The organism is Sphingosinicella sp. (assembly GCF_041916975.1).
Lineage (GTDB): Bacteria > Pseudomonadota > Alphaproteobacteria > Sphingomonadales > Sphingomonadaceae > Sphingosinicella.
Map to the genome: position 1 here is coordinate 2,193,465 of NZ_JAYRYK010000001.1, position 19,425 is coordinate 2,212,889.

A 19,425-nucleotide genomic window follows, 5' to 3' on the forward strand; every position below is an offset into this window, starting at 1 on the left:
ATCGGACTCCATGACGCCGGAGACAAGAGACGAGATGACGGATTTCAGCGCGCGTTTCGCGCAGGCTCTGCCCCGTGTCGATCACGAAATCGGCGCGGCGGCGCTTTTCCCGGTCGCGCATCTGGGTGGCGAGGATCGCCGCGAACTTTTCGTGGCTCATCCCCGGCCGCGCGAGCACGCGGCGGCGCTGCACGTGCGCGGGCGCGGACACCACAATGGTCGCGTCGACATGCGCGTGGCCACCGCCTTCGAAAAGAAGCGGAATATCGAGCGCGACGATCGCCGCGCGATTTTGCCGCGCCTCGGCCAGGAACGCCTGCTGAGCCTGCCGCACCAGGGGATGCACGATTTTTTCGAGGCGGCGGCGGGCTTCGGTGTTGCCGAACACGGCCGCGCCGAGTTTCGGGCGATCGACGCCCTTGGGGCCGGTCGTGCCCGGGAAGGCCGCCTCGATCGGCGCAAGCGCCGCGCCGCCGGGGCCTTGCAGCCTGTGCACCTCGGCATCGGCATCGAACACGGGCACACCCGCGCGCCGCAACATCGCCGCGACGGTCGACTTGCCCATGCCGATCGAACCGGTGAGACCGAGAATGATCATTGCGTGAGCAGGGCCTTCAGTTCGTCTTCGCAACCTTCGGGCGGCGGCGCTCCGAAGAACAGCGTAAAGGCGATCGCGGCCTGGCCGATCAGCATTTCGAGCCCGTCGACGGTTTCGAGGCCCTGAGCTGCGGCTGCTTTCAAGAGCCCGGTTTCAAGCGGGCTGTAGACGATGTCGTAGACGACCGCGTCGTCGGGGAGCGGCGAGAGGTCGAGGTCGAGCGACGGCTGTCCCGTCATGCCGAGTGCGCTTGCGTTCACCAGCAGCGCGGCTTCGGGAAGCGGCACATCGAGCGGCTTCGCCGCGCCCTTGAGGCCGAACGCAGCGAGCAGCCCCATCGCCTTCAGCGGACTGCGATTCAGTACTGTCACCGGGCCGACGTTCGCCTTCGACAGGGCAAACAGTACGGCCCTTGCCGCGCCGCCAGCGCCGACGACAGCAACCGGCCGGCCCTCGAGATCGAGGCCCGCGATCGGCGCGAAAAACCCGCCTGCATCGGTATTCGTGCCGAAGAGCGTACCATCGTCGGCGCGCGCGATCGTGTTCATCGCGCCGATGCTTTCGCGGACGCCGCCGGGATCGGCGACATGATCCATCACCGCGATCTTGTGCGGAATCGTGACGTTGCAGCCGCGCCAATCGGGATCATTCCGGCGGATTTCGATGTAAGCGGCGAGGTCTCCGGGCTTCACGTGCGCGCGGCGATAGTCGGCGGCGATGCCTAGCCGGTCCAGCCAGAATTTGTGGATGGTGGGCGATTTGGAATGGCTGATCGGATCGCCGATCACCTCCGCATAAGGCAAGGTCATATCGGCATCACATTGCGGGTTCTGAGATAATCGAGCACGGCGAGGAGCGGCAGGCCGCGGATGGTGAACTGGTCGCCGTCGACGCGCGCGAAGAGCTGCGCGCCGCGCCCCTCGATATGATAGCCGCCTACCGAACCCAGCAGCACGTCGCCGCCGGCATCGAGATAGGCATCGAGGAACGCATCCGAAAAGTCGCGCATCGTGAGCTTCGCCACGCCGACGAAACGCCACACGGGAGTTCCGTTTTCCGCAACGACGGCCGCGGAGATCAGCCGGTGCGTCCGTCCGCGCAAGCTGCGAAGTTGGGCGGTGAGGGTCTCCCGGTCGGGCGCCTTGTCGATCATGGTGCCGTCATCGAGCGCAACAACCGAGTCGCTGCCGAGCACCAGCACGCCCGGCAGTTTGCGCGAGATCTTCACAGCCTTTGCTTCGGCGAGCGCATCCGCCACCCCGCGCGCGTCGGTGCCCTCGGCGGCAAGCGCGCGCTTCAGCTCGGCCTCGTCAACCATCGGTGCCAGCGCCTCGAACGGTACGCCCGCCGCGGTCAGCATCGCCTGCCGTGACGCGCTCGTCGACGCGAGAACGAGTGACGTCATGCCGCCGAGCCGTTGGCGCGCGCCTCAGCACGCTCGTTATAGAGGTTGATGATCGCCGCGGCCGATTCCTCGATCGAACGGCGCGACACGTCGATCACCGGCCAGCTGTTGTCGGCGCAAAGTCGGCGCGCTGCTGCGACCTCCTTGGTCACCTCGTCCATGTCCACGTACGCGGTCTCAGGTGCCTGCGCGAGGCTGAGCAGGCGGTTGCGGCGGACCTGCACGAGCCGGTCGGGATTTGTGGTGAGGCCGACAACCATCGGCTTCGACAGCCGGAAAAGCTGCTCTGGCGGGCGGCTTGTCGGCACCAGCGGCAGGTTTGCGGTCTTGTAGCCGCGGTTCGCGAGATAGATCGAGGTCGGCGTCTTCGAGGTGCGCGAGACGCCGATCAGCAGGATATCGGCCTCTTCCCAATTGTCCGCACCTTGCCCATCATCGTGGTTCATCGTGTAGTCGATGGCAGCGACGCGGCGGAAATACGCCTCGTCCATCTGGTGCTGGCGGCCCGGACGGGCGGCGGCGCGCTGGCCCAGCACTGCCTGCAGGCCTTCGATCACCGGATCGAGCACGCCGACGGCCGGCAGACCCATCGCGCGGCACCGCGCCTCGAGGTGGCTGCGCATATCGGCGTTGACGAGCGTGAACAGCACGAGACCGGGACGGGTCGCGATATCCATCAGCACGCGATCGAGGTGACCCTTCGAACGCACAAGCGGCCAGAAATGCTTGATCGTCTCGACGTCCTCGAACTGCGCGAGGCCGGCTTTTGCAACCGATTCAAGGGTTTCGCCGGTCGAATCGGAAACGAGATGCAAGTGCAGCCGCATGTGTCGCCTCCTGCCGCGCGGTTGTGGATAAGCCCCCGGACGACTCGATTAAGGACTCAGCGGATAACCGGCAAGCGGGTGGTCGTTCATCCCCCCGCCGATCGGTAGCGGCAGATCATCCCCAGGTGGACAATCCAAAACGCTTCCTGTGAATCCGGTGGATAAGTCGGGCTGTGCGATGCAAACCCGCGCGATGCTTCACCGGGCTGCGTCATGCTTGCCTGTGGACTTCACAGGAAACCCCGTTATCCCCAGCCCAACAATCATCCAAAACCATTTCTATATATCTATAAGAGAAGAGATATGGGGTTTCGATCCTTACTCGCAGTGCTGAACGGTGAACGGCAGGCCGCCCCGCCGGTATGGTTCATGCGTCAGGCAGGACGCTATCTGCCGGAGTATCGCGCGCTTCGTGCTGAGAAGGGCGGCTTCCTTGAGCTCGTGTACGACAGCGACGCCGCGGCGGAGATCACGCTGCAGCCGATCCGGCGCTTCGGCTTCGACGGCGCGATCCTGTTTTCGGATATCCTGATCGTGCCGCACGCGATGGGCCAGACGCTGACGTTCACGGCGGGCGAAGGCCCGCAGCTCGCACCGCCGCTTGCGGGTGCGCGGCTCGAAGGCTTGCACGCAGCGCCGCAACACCTTGCCGCGATTTACGAGACGGTTCGCAAGGTCGCCGCGGCGCTTCCGAGTGAAACCACATTCCTGGGCTTCGCAGGCGCCCCGTGGACAGTCGCCACCTACATGGTGGCGGGCGAGGGCAGCCGGGACCAGGCGGCGGCCCGTCTGATGGCTTACAGGGAGCCTGAGCGCTTCTCCGCGCTGATCGATGCGATCGTTGACGTCACCGTGGAGTATCTCGCCGGGCAGGTCGCCGCGGGCGTCCATGCGGCACAGATTTTCGACAGCTGGTCGGGCAGTCTTGCGCCGCAGGAATTCGATCGCTGGGTGATCGCGCCGACACGCGCGATCGTGGAACGGCTGAAGGCGCGTACGCCCGTGCCGATCATCGGCTTTCCCAAGGGCGCGGGCGGCAATCTGCCGCGCTATGCGCGCGAAACCGGCGTTGACGCCGTCGGGCTTGACGAAACTGTCGATCCCGTGTGGGCGGATGAGGCGCTACCGAAAGGCCTGCCGGTGCAGGGCAATCTCGATCCCTTGCTGCTGCTCGCGGGCGGGGATGCGCTTCCCGCGGCCGTCGTGCGCATCCGCGAAGCGCTTGGTGGTCGTCCGCATGTCTTCAATCTCGGCCACGGCATCGACAAGGAAACGCCGATCGCGCACGTCGAAGCTGCGCTCGCCGCGATCCGGAAGCCCCTGTAGATGGAAAACTGGGTCGGCTGGCTCGGGGCCGCGCATCTCTGGGTGCGGGCCTTCCACATCATTTTCGTGATCTTCTGGATGGCGGGCATGTTCATGCTGCCGCGCTATCTCGTCTACCAGCACCCGGCCGCGCCCGGCTCGCCTGAGGACGCGCTTTGGATCACGCGCATCGAACGCCTCCGCAAGATCATCGTGGGCCCTGCCATGGTCATGGTCTGGGTGCTCGGCCTCGCGCTCGCTTTCAACATCGGTTTCGCCGGCAACGGCTGGATCCACGCGAAGCTCGCGATCGTGTTCCTGTTTTCGGGCTTCCACGGCTGGATCGTGGGCGTTTCGAAAAAGATGGCGCGCGGTGAGCGCCCGGTGAGCGAACGCGGCCTCCGGATGCTGAACGAACTTCCGAGCCTCGTCGCGATTGTCGTCGTGCTGCTCGCGGTGCTCCGGCCGTTCTGATCCGCTTGACTTCCACCGGGCGCGTTCCTAAGTCGGAAGCCAAGTCCTCGTTCTGAGGCGCCCGCGCAGGGCATTGTTTCGTTTTCTGACGTATCTCCCTGGCGCCAGCTTTTCACACGATTCACCGAAGGCCCATCGATGGTCATGCACCTTAAAGACCTCAAGAAGAAAACCCCCGCCGACCTCGTTGCCATGGCCGAAGAGCTTGGCGTCGAGGGCGCGTCCACCATGCGCAAGCAGGATCTGCTGTTCTCGATCCTGAAAGCGCTTGCCGATAATGACGAGCAGATCATGGGCGGCGGCACCATCGAAGTGCTGTCCGACGGTTTCGGCTTCCTGCGCTCGCCAGAAGCGAACTACCTCGCCGGGCCGGACGATATCTATGTGTCGCCGAACCAAGTCCGCAAGTTCGGGCTCCGCACCGGCGATACGGTCGAAGGCGAGATCCGCGGCCCCAAGGACGGCGAACGCTATTTCGCGCTCACCAAGCTCTCGCTCATCAACTTCGACGACCCCGAGCAGGTCCGCCACCGCGTCAATTTCGACAACCTGACGCCGCTCTATCCGGACGAGAAGCTGACGCTCGACACGCTCGATCCGACGTTGAAGGACAAGTCCGCGCGCGTCATCGATATCATCGCGCCGCAGGGCAAGGGCCAGCGTGCACTGATCGTCGCGCCGCCGCGCACGGGTAAAACCGTGCTCCTGCAGAACATCGCAAAGGCGATCACCGACAACCACCCCGAGGTGTTCCTGATCGTGCTGCTGATCGACGAGCGGCCCGAGGAAGTCACCGACATGCAGCGCAGCGTGAAGGGTGAGGTCGTCTCCTCCACCTTCGACGAGCCGGCGACGCGGCACGTGCAAGTCTCTGAAATGGTTATTGAAAAGGCAAAGCGCCTTGTCGAGCACAAGAAGGACGTCGTAATCCTGCTCGATTCGATCACCCGCCTTGGCCGCGCTTACAACACCGTCGTGCCGTCGTCTGGCAAGGTGCTGACGGGCGGTGTCGACGCGAACGCGCTGCAGCGTCCGAAGCGCTTCTTCGGCGCCGCGCGCAACATCGAAGAAGGCGGTTCGCTCTCGATCATCGCCACCGCGCTCATCGATACCGGCAGCCGCATGGACGAGGTGATCTTCGAAGAGTTCAAGGGTACCGGCAACTCCGAGATCGTGCTCGACCGCAAGGTCGCGGACAAGCGCATCTTCCCGGCGATTGATGTGGGCAAGTCCGGCACCCGCAAGGAAGAGCTGCTCGTCGAGAAGGACAAGCTTTCGAAGATGTGGGTGCTGCGCCGTATCCTCATGCAGATGGGCACGGTCGACGCGATGGAATTCCTGCTCGACAAGATGAAGGATTCCAAGACCAACGACGATTTCTTCGCGGCAATGAACCAGTAGCACGACGGAGCGTTAGCGAACGATGGATTTCAGCGTTCTTTTCGGCGTGGCAGGGGCCGCTGAGGCGGCCACAAGCCTCGGTGGGCCGGCCGACATCTGGGCTGCCATCGTTCACGACTTCTCGAATATCGGTTCACCGGCCGCGCTGGCCGCGTTCACGCAGGTTCTGCTGATCGATATCGTCCTTGCGGGCGACAACGCCATCGTCGTCGGTGCGCTTGCGGCGGGCTTGCCGCCCGATCAGCGACGCAAGGTGATCATGATCGGCGTGCTTGCCGCGCTCGTGCTGCGCATCGCGTTCGCACTTGTCGTCACGCAGCTCATGCAGATCGTCGGACTTATCCTTGCAGGCGGCCTGCTGCTGCTGTGGGTCTCTTGGAAGATGTACCGCGAGCTTCATCCGGCAGGCGCTGGTGCATCACCCGGATCGCCGGAAATCGCAGGCGACGAAGATTCGGGCATTCGCCCAGCGAAAAGCTTCCTGGCTGCAGCTTGGGCGGTCGCCGTTGCCGACGTTTCGATGAGCCTCGACAACGTGCTTGCCGTCGCAGGTGCGGCGCGAGACCATCCGGGTATCCTGATCGTAGGCCTCGTCCTGTCGGTGGCGCTGATGGGCATCGCGGCGAACATCATTGCCAAGTATATCGAGCGCTATCGCTGGATCGCCTATTTCGGCCTCATCGTGATTGTCTATGTTGCGTTCAAGATGATTTACGAGGGCATCGTCGATCCTTCGGTCGGGGTGATGACGCTCGGCATGTTCGGCGGTTGACACCGGCCGAGGGTCCGGACAGCATCCGCGTTATGGATACGCGCTGTCTTTCACGCCGCCTCTGCAGCGGAGGCCAGCTTCTGGCGGGCATTTAGCCCCGGACCCTGACGGCATGCCCCGACGGGTTCGGGGCAGTTCAGCCACGTCCCCCAATGCCGTCAGAAAGACCTGTTCCATGATCGACGCATCGCGTCCGCCGATTCACCTCATCGATTCCGAAGCTGAAAGGCTTGGAGACCTTGCCCTCGCCGCGGAGGCGCGCCTTCCCGAGGTCGCAGCGCTTCTCCTCCGCGAAATCGAGCGCGCCGCTGTGCACGGCGTTGAAAACTTCCCGCAGGGCGTCGTGCGCATGGGAGCGCGTGTCGATTTCATCGATGAAGGCAGCGGCGCGCACCGCACGGTCGAACTCGTCTACCCGCCGGATGCGGATATTGCCGCGGGCAAGCTTTCGATCCTTTCGCTCGTCGGCGCCGGGCTCATCGGGCTGGCCGAAGGTCAGACGATCCGCTGGCCGGACCGGAGCGGCGCGGAGCGCGTGCTCAGAATCGAGAAGGTCACGCCTCCGGCAGCATGATCGTTGCGCCCGTGGTCTTGCGCCCTTCGAGATCGCGGTGGACCTGCGCGGCGTCTGTGAGCGCATGGCGCTGGTGGATATCGGCCTTCAGCTTGCCGATGGCGAGCATGTCAAGGAAGCGGGCCGATCCGGCACGGAAGTCCTCGGGCGTGGCATAATAGTGCGCGACCGTCGGGCGTGTGACGAAGAGCGAGCCTTTGGCGGCGAGAACGCCGAGGTCGACGCCCGATACGGGCCCCGACGCATTGCCGAAGCTCACGAGGAGCCCGCGGGTGCGGAGCGCTGACAGCGATATGTCCCATGTTGCCTTTCCGACGCCGTCGAACACCGCGTCTACCCCGGCGCCCCCCGTCATCTCCCGGGCCGGGGTTGCGGCATCGGCATAGTCGCAGACGACATCGGCCCCCGCGGATCGGGCAAGTGCTTGCTTGTCAGCGGACCCGGCCGTGGCGACGACGCGGACGCCGATCGCTTTCAGCCACTGGACGAGCAGCAACCCGACGCCGCCCGCGGCCGCGTGAACGAGTGCCGCGTCTCCGGCTTTCACGCGGGCACAGCGTTCGACGAGATACTCGGTGGTTGCCGCCTTCAGCATCACGGCTGCGGCGTCTTCGTCCGTCAGGGTGTCCGGAAGCTTCAGCGCCTGCGTGGCCGGAATGTTGCGGTGCGTGGCGTAGGCGCCGGGTCTTCCGGTGAAGTAGCCGATGCGGTCTCCCGGCGCGAAGCCGCTCACACCTTCGCCGATAGCTTCGACAACGCCGGCGGCTTCGATGCCGGGCGCGGCCGGAAGACCCACCGGGTAGAGCCCGCTACGGTGATAGGTATCGATGAAGTTGACCCCGATCGCGGTATGCCGGATCGCGAGTTCGCCGGGGCCGGGCGGTACTGGCGTGAAATCCTGCCGCGCGATCACCTCCGGCCCACCGGTTTTCTGAAACGCCATTCGATACGCCATCGGACTTTCCTTCACAGCAGTTTCTGCATGAACACGAGCGTGAGCCAGCGATCGAACTTGCGCCCGACCTCGCGCAGCCGTCCGGCTTCCTCGAAGCCGAGTGCGCGGTGAAAGGCAAGGCTTCCTGCGTTTTCGGAATCGACTCCGCCGACAAGCGTATGGAGGCCGCGACTGCGTGCGAGATCGATCAAGGCTTCCAGAAGCTGCCGCCCATAGCCATGGCCGCGATATGTGCTTGAAACATATACGGAATGCTCGGCCGTGCCAGCGTAGGCCTGCCTGGCGCGGAAGGGGCCGAAGCTGCCGAAGCCGGCGACATCGTTCGCGACGTCCGCAACGAGGACCGGCCAGCCGTCTGCGAGCTTTGCAGTGTGCCATTCGGCAACGCGTTCTGCAGTCCACGGCTCGTGATCATACCACGCGGTCGTATTGAGGATCGCGTCGTTGACGATGGCGAGAATCACCTCGTGATCATCGGCACGCGCGGCCCGGATGATGGCAGGGTCAGCCATGGAGTATGCCGGAGGCATGGGAACGTTTCAGTGTTTCGTTTCGGAGCGTTTCTGCCATGGGTCTGATCTTCCCGGTTCCGCTCTGTTCTTTTTCTGTTGCGTCGTTTTTGCGGAAAACCGGTTCCCACTTTTGCGCGCGATGCTTTAGCGTCGCAAACCTATCCGCCACCGTGCGGCTTTCACAAGAGGAGGGGCGCCCATGAAGGTGAATATCGAGATCGACTGCTCCCCGGAAGAAGCGCGCGCGTTCATGGGGCTTCCCGATGTCCGTCCGCTGCACGACCTTTACATCGATCGCATGACCGGCCTGATGAAGGACGGCATCACCGCAGGCGATGTCGAGCGTCTGATGTCCAACTGGATGCCGAGCGCGGCGAGCGGGATCGGTGAGGTGCAGAAGGCGATGTGGAACGCCATGACCGGAGGCGTCACGAGCGGCAAGAAGGGCTAGTACCCGACGCCATGACGTCACTTCTAAATGATTGAAAAGAAAACAATATTCTCACTTTCGTCAGGTCGACCGCCTGCCGGTGTCGCGGTTGTTCGCGTGTCCGGCCCGGCGGCGGGCGCGGCGCTGCTGGCGCTTGGGGGACGTTTGCCTGCACCGCGCCGTGCAACGCTCGTGCGCCTTCTGGATGCCGGAACGGCGATCGATGATGCGCTGGTCCTGTGGTTTCCCGCACCCGCGAGCTTCACGGGAGAAGACGTTGCCGAGCTCCACGTAACCGGCGGCCCGGCGGTGGTTGCGGCGCTGCTGCGTGCACTGGGTACGATCGAGGGATTGCGACCGGCCGAGCCCGGGGAGTTCACGCGGCGGGCGTTCGACAACGGCAAGCTCGATCTTACGGAAGCTGAGGGGCTTGCCGACCTCATCGACGCGGAGACTGAGGCGCAGCGGCGTCAGGCGCTGCGGCAGGCATCGGGCGGCCTGCGGGCGCTCGCCGAAAGCTGGCATGGACGACTGCTTTCCATCCTCGCTGAAACCGAAGCGTCACTGGATTTCGGTGAGGACGAAGAGGATGTCAGCACGCGGCTCGTTGAAGGCGAGGGGCCGGAGATCATGGCGCTGGTGCGCGAGATCGAAAGTCACCTGGGCAATTACCAGTTTGCAGAACGCCTGCGACGCGGGCTCACCATCGTTTTGCTCGGCGCGCCAAATGCCGGGAAATCGAGTCTGATCAATGCGCTTGCGAAGCGCGACGTCGCCATCGTCTCACCCGAAGCTGGCACCACGCGCGACCTGATCGAAGTGCATCTCGATCTCGGCGGCGTTGCGGCGACGCTTGTCGATACGGCGGGCCTTCGTGATGCAGCTGGGGCCGTCGAAGCTGAAGGCGTCCGCCGTGCGCGTGAACGCGCGGACGAGGCGGATCTCGTGGTCTTTCTTGTCGGCCCGGATGATCGGGACACGACGATCCCGGCAGGGGCGGTCGTCGTCGAATCCAAGGCGGATCTTCGTTCCGATCCTGTGGACGGATGGCAGCGCGTGTCAGCGGTAACGGGAGAGGGACTTGCAGCGCTTGAATCGCTTCTCGTTGAGAGGGCAAGCGTACTGGCCGGCGCAGGGCAGGATGCGCTCGTAACACATGCACGTCAGCGCGATGCGCTTGCTGAATGTCGGGACGCGCTGCTCGTTGCTTCGGAAGAGTACGACGTCGTGCTGCGAGCCGAATCGCTTAGGCTGGCGATGCGTGCTTTGGGTCGGCTGACGGGCCGGGTTGGCGTCGAAGACATACTGGATATTGTGTTTGGACGCTTCTGCATTGGCAAATGATGTTTCACGTGAAACATTTTCAGCCGTTCTGAGGGGCCATTGTTTCACGTGAAACACGTCGTCGACACGAAACGCCGATTCGGCTAGTCCGTCTCCCATCATGGAACGATTCGACGTACTCGTCATCGGGGCCGGGCACGCCGGTTGCGAGGCAGCGACCGCCGCTGCGCGCACGGGTGCGCGTACGCTGTTGGTAACGCCGGGTCGAGAAACCATCGGTGTCATGTCCTGCAATCCGGCGATCGGTGGCCTCGGCAAGGGTCATATCGTTCGGGAGCTTGATGCGCTGGGCGGCGTGATGCCGGAAGCCGCTGACGCGGCAGCGATCCAGTATCGACTTCTTAATCGCCGTAAGGGGCCAGCGGTCCAGGGCCCACGCGCGCAGGCCGACCGCAAACTCTACCGCCGCGCGATACAGAGCGCGATCGATACTCAAAACGGCCTCCAGGTTCTGGAGGCACGCGTGGACGATTTGCTCGTCGACGCGGACGGCGTATCCGGAGCCGTACTTTCAGACGGATCGGAAATCGCTGCGCGTACGGTGGTGCTCACCACCGGCACCTTTCTTGGCGGGGTGATCCACGTGGGGGGCGATGTTCATGCGGGCGGGCGCGTGGGCGAGGCGTCGTCTGTCGCGCTTGCGCGCCGCCTACGCGATCTCGGCTTGCCGATGGCGCGTCTCAAGACCGGAACGCCTGCGCGTCTGGATGGTCGGACGATCGACTGGACGCGCGTTGATTGGCAGGAGGGGGATGAGGCGCCTTCGTTCTTCGCGGCGTCTACGCGAAGGGCTGTGAACCCTCAGCTAAGCTGCGGAATCACCCGGACCAACGTCGACACGCACGACATCATCCGCGAGAATATTCAGAGCAGCGCGGTTTATAGCGGACGCATTGAGGGTACCGGCCCCCGCTACTGCCCGTCGATCGAAGACAAGGTGATGCGCTTCGGCGACCGCGATGGACACCAGGTCTTCCTGGAACCGGAGGGACTCGACGACCCGCTCATCTATCCGAACGGGCTCTCCACTTCGCTTCCCGTGGATGTGCAGCTGGCATTCCTGCGGACGCTTGCTGGGCTGGAACGGGTCGAGATCGCGCGGCCGGGCTATGCGATCGAGTACGACTATATCGACCCACGCGCTCTCTCGCGGACGCTCGAACTGCACGCGATCCCGCGCCTGTTCCTTGCAGGGCAGATCAATGGGACGACCGGCTACGAGGAAGCCGCAGGGCAGGGGCTGGTCGCGGGGCTGAACGCTGCGCGAGCGGCACTGGGATTGGACGCGGCCGGGTTTGATCGCGCCGAATCCTATATCGGCGTGATGATCGACGATCTCGTGACACAAGGCGTGACCGAGCCCTACCGGATGTTAACCTCGCGCGCCGAGTATCGCCTGCACCTCCGCGCCGATAACGCCGATCAGCGACTTTCCGAAAAGGCGATCTCTCTCGGCCTGCTCGGCGGCGATCGCGCCCGCGTTTATCGCGAGCGGGCAGAGGCGCTTGGGAAGGGGCGGGCACTGCTGGAGGCTGCCCGAGCATCCCCGGCCCACCTGCAGCGCGCTGGCCTCGCGGTACGTCAGGATGGTGTGACGCGGTCGGCATTCGAATGGCTGCGCTTTCCTGATGTCGCGTGGGCGGATGCGGTGGCGGTGTGGCCCGTACTCTCCGATGTGGCGGAGGCCCATGCCGAGCAACTTCACACGGATGCACGCTACGCTGTCTATCTGGAACGGCAGTCCGACGAGATCGATGCCTTCCGTCGCGACGAAGCACTGCGCCTGCCACACGACCTCGACTATTCCGAGATCGGTGGTCTGTCGAACGAGATGATCGATCGCCTGAAGCGCGCCCGACCCGACAGTCTCGGTGCCGCTGCGCGCGTCGCCGGTGTCACGCCCGCTGCTCTCACCGCACTTCTCCGCCATGTCAAACGCGCCGCCTGAAGCTCCTGAAGAACAGCGCGCATGGTTCGCGGCGACGTTCAATGTTTCACGTGAAACATTGGCGAAGCTCGATACCTATGCAGCGCTGCTCGAAGAGTGGCAGGGCAAATTCAATCTTGTCGGCCCGGCGACACTTCCCCACGTCTGGGTCCGCCATTTCGCTGATTCCGCACAATTGCTCAATCTCGTGGAGCGCGAAAGCTCTGCGCATCGGCCGACATGGCTTGATATCGGCAGTGGTGCCGGGTTTGCCGGAATGGTGATCGCGCTACTGACGGGTGATTCGGTCACGCTCGTCGATTCGATTCGCAAAAAGACGGTGTTTCTTGAAACCGTGCGCGATGCGCTGGGATTGGAACGAAACGTCAAGGTGTTGAATCAGCGGGTGGAATTGCTTGGTTCCGTGAAGTTCGATTGCATCACCGCGCGCGCCTGCGCGCCGCTCGCGAAGCTGTTTGACTGGGGTGAACCCTATGCTGCAAAGTCCTGCACATGGCTGTTGCTGAAAGGCGCGGCGGTTGAGGACGAGCTTGCGGAAGCCAGGCGCCGCTTCGTTTTCGAACATGAATTGATTCCAAGTCTTACCGATTCGCGGGGGCGGATCGTGCGGGCGCGCAGTGTACGGAGGCGTCGGTGATCAGAATCGCGGTGGCAAACCAAAAGGGCGGTGTCGGCAAGACCACGACCGCCATCAACGTCGCGACGGCGATCGCCGCGACGGGCCGGAGTGTGCTGATCGTGGATCTCGATCCGCAGGGCAACAGCTCGACCGGCGTCGGTGTCGATCAGCATACGCGCCAGCGCACGAGCTATGATGTGCTGATCGGCGCGTGCAGCGCAGCCGATGCCGTCGTCTCCACGGCGATCCCTCGCCTGTCGCTGATTCCCTCGACGGTCGACCTGTCGGGCGCCGAGGTCGAACTCGTCGAGATGGAAGGCCGCATCCACCGCCTCGATACCGCCCTGGCGGCGCCTGCGATGCAGGCCTACGATTACATCATCATCGATTGCCCGCCGTCGCTCGGCATCCTGACGATGAACGCGATGGTCGCCGCGCAGTCTCTGCTCGTGCCGCTCCAGTGCGAGTTCTTCGCGCTTGAAGGTCTCAGCCAGCTTCTGAACACGGTCGAGCGCGTGCGCGCTGGCTACAACCAGCGGCTCAACATCATCGGCGTGGTGCTGACGATGTACGACAAGCGCAACCGCCTCTCCGAACAAGTGGCGGCCGACGTGCGCGCCGTGCTCGGCAAGATCGTGTTCGAGACGATCATTCCGCGCAACGTCCGCCTGTCGGAGGCGCCGAGCCACGGGCTTCCCGCGCTCGTCTACGATCACCGCTGCGCAGGCTCCGAAGCCTATATCGACCTTTCCCGCGAGCTTCTGGGGCGGACCGAACCGCACGCCCGCGCCGCTTAATCCTTTGAAAGTACAGGTCCATGTCTCAGCCTAAGCGTCCCACCGGCCTCGGCCGCGGCCTGTCCGCCCTGCTCGAGGAAATGGGGAGTGCTGCCCTGCCGCCGCGCACCGAAGCCGGAGCAGCAGCCCCGGCGGTTCCGGCGGGCGATGCGGGCAGCAGCATGGGCGCGCAGATGCTCTCGATGGCGATGATTTCGCCGAACCCGAAGCAGCCGCGCCGCCGCTTCGACGAGACCGCGCAGGCCGAACTCATCGCCTCGGTGAAGCGGCAAGGCCTGCTTCAGCCGATCCTCGTGCGCCCGGTCGATGGCGGCCGTTTCGAGATCGTGGCGGGCGAACGCCGGTGGCGTGCGGCGCAGGCCGCGCAGCTTCATGACGTGCCCGTGCTCGTCCGCCGCCTGACCGACGAAGAAGCGTTCGAGGTCGCGCTCGTCGAGAATATCCAGCGCCAGGATCTGAACGCGATCGAAGAGGGGGAAGGCTACAAGCGGCTGATCGACGACTACGGCCATACGCAGGAAGACATCGCCCGCATCGTCGGCAAGTCGCGCAGCCATGTCGCGAACCTCGTGCGCCTGCTCGATCTTCCGGATGACGTGCGCGACCTGCTGATCGATGGGCGACTCACCATGGGCCATGCGCGCGCGCTGCTCACCGCGCCCGATCCTTCGGCGCTGGCGCGCGACGTCGTGCAGATGGGCCTGTCGGTCCGTGAGGTCGAGGCGCGGGCGAAGAAGCCGCGCGCGGCTCGCAGCAAAACCGCACCGCGCGAAGCGGCCCGCAGTGCCGATCTCGAATCGCTGGAAGGTCAGCTCGCCGAGCAGCTCGGCCTCCGCGTGCGGCTTGAGTTCGATGGGGAAGGCGGGAAGCTGACGCTGTTCTACAGCGATCTCGATCAGCTCGACATGCTCTGCCAGCGGCTTTCGGGCGAGCGCTTCTAGAGCATCGTGCGGAAAAGTGGGAACCGGTTTTCCGCCAGAAACGATGCGACAACAAAAAGATAGAGTGCACGTCCTGCGTCAGAGTTCACGCAGCGCGCTCTAACAAAGACCGGACAAGAAAAGGGCCGCGCGACTGTCTCGTCCCGCGGCCCTTTGCTTTTCACAGTGAAGACTATTTCTTCAGCGAATCCCGGATTTCGCGAAGCAGCAGCACCTCTTCGCTCGGGCCGGCAGGCGCCTCTTCCTTTTTCATGATCAGCTTGTTTGCCGTGCGCACGAGCAGGAAGATGATGAAGGCGAGGATCAGGAAATTGATCGCGGCGGTGATGAAGGCGCCGTAGCCAAGCATCGGCACGCCGGCTTCCTTGAGCGCGGCATAGTCGGTCAGCGATCCCGCATAGCCTTCGGGCACGGCGCCGAGCCGGATGAACAGGCTGGAGAAGTCGAGCCCGCCGAAGATCGCGCCGACAACCGGCATGATCACATCCTGTGTCAGCGAGGTAACGATGGTTCCGAACGCGCCGCCGATGATGACCGCGACGGCGAGGTCGAGCACATTGCCCTTTGCAATGAAAGTCTTGAATTCATTCAACATTTTCAGTCCCCTTGCCTGCAATACATCTCTGTGGCCGCATCGTTCTTGCCGGAAAACAGATCCCCACTTTTCCGCACAATGCCCTAAATTTCAATCAGCTTGTCCGGCAGTTCGTTGGGATTGCGTTCGCATGGCGGGAAGTGGGCCGAAAGCACGCTGCCGCACAGTCCGATTGCCTTGATGAAACCGTCGGCAATCCTGCCGTCCCGTACCTCGGCGAGCAGCGTATCCAGCGCATCGCCCCACACATCGTGCGCGACCTTCGCATAAATACCCTCGTCGGCAACGATCTCAGCGGCATGGTCTTCAAGCGACAGGAAGATGAGCACGCCGGTGCGGTCTTCGGTGACGTGAATGCCGTGCGAGAGGAAACTTTCGACAGCCGCACGATGCACGGCGCTGCGTTGCAGCGAACGCGGCGTGAGCAGGCGCAGGACCGGCGGAATGCGCGCGACGAGGAACGCCGCGACGAAGAGCAGCGCCGAAAGCGAAGCGTAGAGCGCGTAGATGAGCCGCGGCGCGGGATGCCCGCCGTCGCTCCAACCGCCGCTCGTGAACCACAGCGGATCGGGAATGCCGATCCAGAGCAGGAGGGGCGGCAAAACGATCGCGGCGAGCGCCGCCCATGCGAAGGGGACGGCGCGATAATCGTCCGTGCGCCGCGTCACCACGCAGAAGATTTCGCCGGAGGTCGCCCGTTCCGCTGACGTAATGGCGTCACTGATACGGGCGTGTTCGTCGTTGGTCAGCCGCATCACCAGCTCCCGCTCGCGCCGCCGCCGCCGAAGCTGCCGCCGCCGCCAGAAAATCCACCACCGCCGAACCCGCCCGAGGAACCGCCGCCCCAGGAACCCCCGCCCCAGCCACCGCCACTCCCTGGCCCCCAGATGATGATGGGCCGGCCGCGCCCACGCCGCCTTTTGCCGCCGAGCACACCGCGCAGCATCCAGAACACGAACCAGATGATGAGGATCGTCGGAATGAGCCCGAGCCCGTGCCGCGTCTCTTCCTGTCCCCGCTCGCGCGCGGCGATCAGGTTCGCACGGGCCTCCTCGGGCGGCAGCGAGAGCTGCGCGACGATGGCGTCTGTGCCGGCAACAACGCCGCCTTCCATGTCGCCCTCGCGGAAGCGCGGTACGATCTGCCGGTTGATGATCACGGACGAGAGCGCGTCCGTCAGATAGCCTTCGAGTCCATAGCCGACCTCGATCCGCACCTTGCGCTCATTGGGTGCGACGATGAGCAGCGCGCCATTGTCTTCGTCTTTCTGGCCGAGACCCCAGTCGCGGCCGAGCCGGTAGCCGTAGTCCGCGATGTCGTATCCTTGCAGATCGGGGATCGTGGCCACGACGAGCTGACGTGTCGTCGTATCCTCAAGCGTCTTCAGCTTTTCCGTGAGCGCAGCCTCGGTTTCAGGCGACAACAGATCGGCGGCATCGACGACGCGCCCCGAAAGCTTCGGGAACTCCTGCGCTGCCGCCGGAAACGACAGCAGCGCCGCGAGGCACGCCAGCCGGAGCATCCTTATTCGAACGAGACGGTCGGCGCGGTTTCGGCTCCGGCGGTGGTCGCCTTGAACGGCGTGATCGGCTCGGCGCCGTAGATGAACTTCGCCGCGATCAGGCTCGGGAAGGTGCGGATCTCGGTGTTGTAGGCCTGCACCGACTGATTGTAGTCGCGGCGCGCGACGGTGATGCGGTTTTCCGTGCCTTCGAGCTGCGATTGCAGTGCGAGGAAATTCTCGTTCGATTTCAGGTCTGGATAGCGCTCGACGGTGACGAGCAGGCGGGAAAGCGCGCCTGAAAGCTGGTCCTGCGCGGCCTGGAAGCGCGCGACAGCGGCGGGATCAGTGAGCTGGTCGGCATTGATCGTCGTCTGCGTGGCGGAGGCGCGTGCCTGCGTCACCGCCTCCAGCACCTCTTTCTCCTGTGCGGCAAAGCCCTTCACCGTGGCGACGAGGTTCGGGATCAGGTCCGCGCGCCGCTGATACTGGCTTTCCACCTCGGCCCAAGCCGCCTTCACGGCCTCCTCGCGCGTCGGCACGGTGTTGATGCCGCACGCCGCGAGCGTCAGCGCGGCAAAAAGCGGGAGCAGGAACTTGCGCATCAGACGAACCCCTTCCGTATCAGTCAACTAATACAGGGCCCTTTTCGCTTATTCCGCCGCCATTAGCAACGGTTCCGCCTGCGGACCGCGCACGACGCGTCCGGGCCGCGCTGCCTGTACCGCGCCGTTCCGGAAGGTGACGGTACCGGACTTGATCGTCGCGGTATACCCATTCGCCGTCTGCAGCAGGCGTTTGCCGCCCGCCGGAAGGTCGAATGCGAGCCACGGTTTGCCGAGCTTCAGCCGATCGAGATCGATGACGTTGACGTCGGCGAGATACCCCGGTGCGAGCAGCCCGCGATCGGCGAGACCATAGAGCAGCGCGGTATCCCGGCACTGTCGTTTGATCGCGAGTTCGAGCGGGATGCGGCCGCGCGCGCGGCCCTTCACCCAGTGCGTCAGCAGGAAGGTGGGGGAGGCCGCGTCGCAGATCGTGCCGCAGTGCGCGCCGCCGTCCGACAGCGAGATGACCGTGTCGTCGCGCTCCAGCAGGCCCTTCACGAAGTCGAGGTTGCCGTCGACGTAATTGAGGATCGGCAGATAGACGAAGCCCGTGCCATCGCCCTCCATCATGACGTCATAGGCCACCTCGGCCGGGCTCTTGCCACTCGCCCTCGCGAGCGCGGCGAGGCTGCGTTCGGGCGCAGGCTCGTAGTCCGGCTCCTCGCCGAGCGGGAACTGCATCGTCCAGCCCTGCGTCACCAGCATGAACAGCGCCGCCGTATCCGGGTGCGGCGGCGGCAGGTTTTCCTCGGCGAGCAGCTTCGCGCGGAACGCGGGATCGCGCAGCGTCGCGAGCTGCTCGGCCCATGGCTTCCCTGCAATCGCCTGCCACGACGGGCGCATCACGAACGGATGCACCGTGCCGCGCCACGCCATCAGCACGCCGGTGCCGCGCAGCGAAATCTGCGCGCGGATGTTGGCGCCGTCGTCGTTCGCGGCCTTTGTCGCCGCCATCTGGTCCGTCCAGTGCATCGCTTTCAGCGGCGATTGCAGCATGGCGAAGGTCACCGGCATCGCTGTTTCCTTCGACAGGCGCTTCATCCAGTCGAACTCGTTCCATTCGGGCATCAGGTCGGATGCCATCTCGAAGACGCCGTGGCCGACGCGGCCCATCGCGCGGCCGATGCCGATCAGCTCTTCGGCGGTGGCGGTGGTGCCGGGCACGAGTTCGCCGTCCACGGATTTGTGGATCACGGTGCGCGATGTCGAGAAGCCGAGCGCGCCGGCGCGGAGGCCTTCCTCGACGATCCGGGACATCGCCTCGATCTCGTCCACCGTCGGCGCCTCGTTCGCGGCACCGCGTTCACCCATCACATAGGCGCGCACGGCGCCGTGGGGCACGTGGCAGGCGACGTCGATGGTACGCGGCAAGGCTTCGAGCGCGCCGAGATACTCGGGGAAGCTCTCCCAGTTCCACGTCATGCCCTCGGCGAGCGCGGTGCCGGGGATGTCCTCGACGCCTTCCATCAGGCCGATCAGCCACTGGTGCCGGTCCGGCCGCGCGGGCGCGAAGCCGACGCCGCAATTGCCCATGATGACCGTGGTCACGCCGTGCCATGCCGAAGGGGCCATGACGTCATCCCACGTCGCCTGTCCGTCGTAGTGCGTGTGGATGTCGACGAAGCCGGGCGTCACGATCTGGCCGGCCGCGTCGATCTCCTCGCGCCCCGCCTCGTTCACGTTGCCGACCGCGCTGATGCGGCCGTTGTCGATGGCGATGTCGCCGGTGAACGGCGCGCCGCCGGTGCCGTCGACGATGGTACCGCCGCGAATGACGATGTCGTGCATGATGGGCCTCCCTCAAGGTCTCCCGCTCAGT

Annotated in this window: 21 protein-coding genes and 1 pseudogene; 11 read left to right on the plus strand and 11 right to left on the minus strand. The window is 64.6% G+C overall.

The genetic code is table 11. From position 1 onward, the window contains the following. Window positions 1-19: 19 nt before the first annotated feature. From coaE to ACE3TJ_RS10465, 4 genes and pseudogenes are all read right to left on the minus strand, one after another. Window positions 20-598: pseudogene (gene coaE / locus ACE3TJ_RS10450) on the minus strand (dephospho-CoA kinase); the annotation flags it as partial. After that, window positions 595-1,407 (minus strand): shikimate dehydrogenase, encoded by an 813-nt coding sequence (locus tag ACE3TJ_RS10455; protein WP_374595998.1) that lies wholly within the window; start codon window positions 1,405-1,407, stop codon window positions 595-597. The gene ACE3TJ_RS10455 and the pseudogene coaE, both read right to left, overlap by 4 nt. Then, on the minus strand, window positions 1,404-2,003 hold the full coding sequence (locus ACE3TJ_RS10460; protein ID WP_374595999.1) for a nucleoside triphosphate pyrophosphatase: 600 nt from the start codon (window positions 2,001-2,003) through the stop codon (window positions 1,404-1,406). The genes ACE3TJ_RS10455 and ACE3TJ_RS10460 overlap by 4 nt, the downstream gene beginning before the upstream one ends. Continuing rightward, window positions 2,000-2,830, minus strand: a complete 831-nt coding sequence (locus ACE3TJ_RS10465) for a pyruvate, water dikinase regulatory protein (protein WP_374596000.1) — start codon at window positions 2,828-2,830, stop codon at window positions 2,000-2,002. The genes ACE3TJ_RS10460 and ACE3TJ_RS10465 overlap by 4 nt, the downstream gene beginning before the upstream one ends. A 303-nt stretch (window positions 2,831-3,133) precedes the next feature. On the opposite strand from ACE3TJ_RS10465, the gene hemE reads away from it, so the two are divergent. The 5 genes from hemE to rnk all read left to right on the plus strand — a co-directional run bounded on the left by hemE (window position 3,134) and on the right by rnk (window position 7,356). Continuing rightward, a complete protein-coding gene (gene hemE, locus ACE3TJ_RS10470; RefSeq protein ID WP_374596001.1) occupies window positions 3,134-4,156 on the plus strand; it encodes a uroporphyrinogen decarboxylase in 1,023 nt (340 codons plus the stop codon). Beyond that, window positions 4,157-4,609, plus strand: coding sequence for a CopD family protein (locus tag ACE3TJ_RS10475; RefSeq protein ID WP_374596002.1), 453 nt, complete (start codon window positions 4,157-4,159; stop codon window positions 4,607-4,609). A 144-nt stretch (window positions 4,610-4,753) separates the two neighbouring features. After that, window positions 4,754-6,010 (plus strand): transcription termination factor Rho, encoded by a 1,257-nt coding sequence (gene rho, locus ACE3TJ_RS10480; RefSeq protein WP_374599389.1) that lies wholly within the window; start codon window positions 4,754-4,756, stop codon window positions 6,008-6,010. Between the two features lie 22 nt (window positions 6,011-6,032). Beyond that, complete coding sequence (locus ACE3TJ_RS10485) at window positions 6,033-6,782, plus strand: YjbE family putative metal transport protein (RefSeq protein WP_374596003.1); 750 nt, start codon at window positions 6,033-6,035, stop codon at window positions 6,780-6,782. 175 nt (window positions 6,783-6,957) lie between these two features. Then, the gene (gene rnk / locus ACE3TJ_RS10490; protein ID WP_374596004.1) at window positions 6,958-7,356 is read left to right on the plus strand and encodes a nucleoside diphosphate kinase regulator; all 399 of its coding nucleotides are present in this window, start codon (window positions 6,958-6,960) and stop codon (window positions 7,354-7,356) included. Here rnk and ACE3TJ_RS10495 read toward each other — a convergent pair. Both ACE3TJ_RS10495 and ACE3TJ_RS10500 read right to left on the minus strand, forming a co-directional pair. Continuing rightward, the gene (locus ACE3TJ_RS10495) at window positions 7,337-8,311 is read right to left on the minus strand and encodes a quinone oxidoreductase (RefSeq protein WP_374596005.1); all 975 of its coding nucleotides are present in this window, start codon (window positions 8,309-8,311) and stop codon (window positions 7,337-7,339) included. The two genes, rnk and ACE3TJ_RS10495, sit on opposite strands and share 20 nt — an antisense overlap. A gap of 11 nt (window positions 8,312-8,322) precedes the next feature. Next, window positions 8,323-8,823 carry an N-acetyltransferase family protein gene (locus tag ACE3TJ_RS10500; protein ID WP_374596006.1) on the minus strand — a complete coding sequence of 167 codons (501 nt, stop codon included), beginning with the start codon at window positions 8,821-8,823 and terminating at the stop codon, window positions 8,323-8,325. A gap of 199 nt (window positions 8,824-9,022) precedes the next feature. On the opposite strand from ACE3TJ_RS10500, the gene ACE3TJ_RS10505 reads away from it, so the two are divergent. The 6 genes from ACE3TJ_RS10505 to ACE3TJ_RS10530 all read left to right on the plus strand — a co-directional run bounded on the left by ACE3TJ_RS10505 (window position 9,023) and on the right by ACE3TJ_RS10530 (window position 14,902). Continuing rightward, window positions 9,023-9,274, plus strand: coding sequence for a DUF6489 family protein (locus ACE3TJ_RS10505; RefSeq protein WP_374596007.1), 252 nt, complete (start codon window positions 9,023-9,025; stop codon window positions 9,272-9,274). Between the two features lie 27 nt (window positions 9,275-9,301). Beyond that, the gene (mnmE, locus tag ACE3TJ_RS10510; RefSeq protein WP_374596008.1) at window positions 9,302-10,597 is read left to right on the plus strand and encodes a tRNA uridine-5-carboxymethylaminomethyl(34) synthesis GTPase MnmE; all 1,296 of its coding nucleotides are present in this window, start codon (window positions 9,302-9,304) and stop codon (window positions 10,595-10,597) included. A gap of 97 nt (window positions 10,598-10,694) precedes the next feature. Beyond that, the gene (mnmG, locus tag ACE3TJ_RS10515) at window positions 10,695-12,545 is read left to right on the plus strand and encodes a tRNA uridine-5-carboxymethylaminomethyl(34) synthesis enzyme MnmG (protein WP_374599391.1); all 1,851 of its coding nucleotides are present in this window, start codon (window positions 10,695-10,697) and stop codon (window positions 12,543-12,545) included. Continuing rightward, complete coding sequence (rsmG, locus tag ACE3TJ_RS10520) at window positions 12,469-13,182, plus strand: 16S rRNA (guanine(527)-N(7))-methyltransferase RsmG (protein ID WP_374596009.1); 714 nt, start codon at window positions 12,469-12,471, stop codon at window positions 13,180-13,182. Before mnmG ends, rsmG begins: the two co-directional genes overlap by 77 nt. Next, complete coding sequence (locus tag ACE3TJ_RS10525) at window positions 13,179-13,961, plus strand: ParA family protein (protein WP_374596010.1); 783 nt, start codon at window positions 13,179-13,181, stop codon at window positions 13,959-13,961. Before rsmG ends, ACE3TJ_RS10525 begins: the two co-directional genes overlap by 4 nt. Before the next feature lie 20 nt (window positions 13,962-13,981). Beyond that, window positions 13,982-14,902: a ParB/RepB/Spo0J family partition protein gene (locus tag ACE3TJ_RS10530; protein WP_374596011.1), complete on the plus strand. Its 921-nt coding sequence runs from the start codon at window positions 13,982-13,984 to the stop codon at window positions 14,900-14,902. A 172-nt stretch (window positions 14,903-15,074) separates the two neighbouring features. Here the strand turns inward: ACE3TJ_RS10530 and mscL are convergent, their stop codons facing one another. The 5 genes from mscL to ACE3TJ_RS10555 all read right to left on the minus strand — a co-directional run bounded on the left by mscL (window position 15,075) and on the right by ACE3TJ_RS10555 (window position 19,394). After that, window positions 15,075-15,497 (minus strand): large conductance mechanosensitive channel protein MscL, encoded by a 423-nt coding sequence (gene mscL, locus ACE3TJ_RS10535; protein ID WP_374596012.1) that lies wholly within the window; start codon window positions 15,495-15,497, stop codon window positions 15,075-15,077. Between the two features lie 83 nt (window positions 15,498-15,580). Then, window positions 15,581-16,252 (minus strand): TPM domain-containing protein, encoded by a 672-nt coding sequence (locus tag ACE3TJ_RS10540; RefSeq protein ID WP_374596013.1) that lies wholly within the window; start codon window positions 16,250-16,252, stop codon window positions 15,581-15,583. Beyond that, entirely contained in the window at window positions 16,252-17,019 is a 768-nt protein-coding gene (locus ACE3TJ_RS10545) for a YgcG family protein (protein ID WP_374596014.1), read from the minus strand. Before ACE3TJ_RS10545 ends, ACE3TJ_RS10540 begins: the two co-directional genes overlap by 1 nt. Before the next feature lie 2 nt (window positions 17,020-17,021). Then, window positions 17,022-17,603 (minus strand): LemA family protein, encoded by a 582-nt coding sequence (locus ACE3TJ_RS10550; protein ID WP_374596015.1) that lies wholly within the window; start codon window positions 17,601-17,603, stop codon window positions 17,022-17,024. Between the two features lie 48 nt (window positions 17,604-17,651). Then, the gene (locus ACE3TJ_RS10555; protein ID WP_374596016.1) at window positions 17,652-19,394 is read right to left on the minus strand and encodes an amidohydrolase family protein; all 1,743 of its coding nucleotides are present in this window, start codon (window positions 19,392-19,394) and stop codon (window positions 17,652-17,654) included. Between the last annotated feature and the right edge of the window lie 31 nt (window positions 19,395-19,425).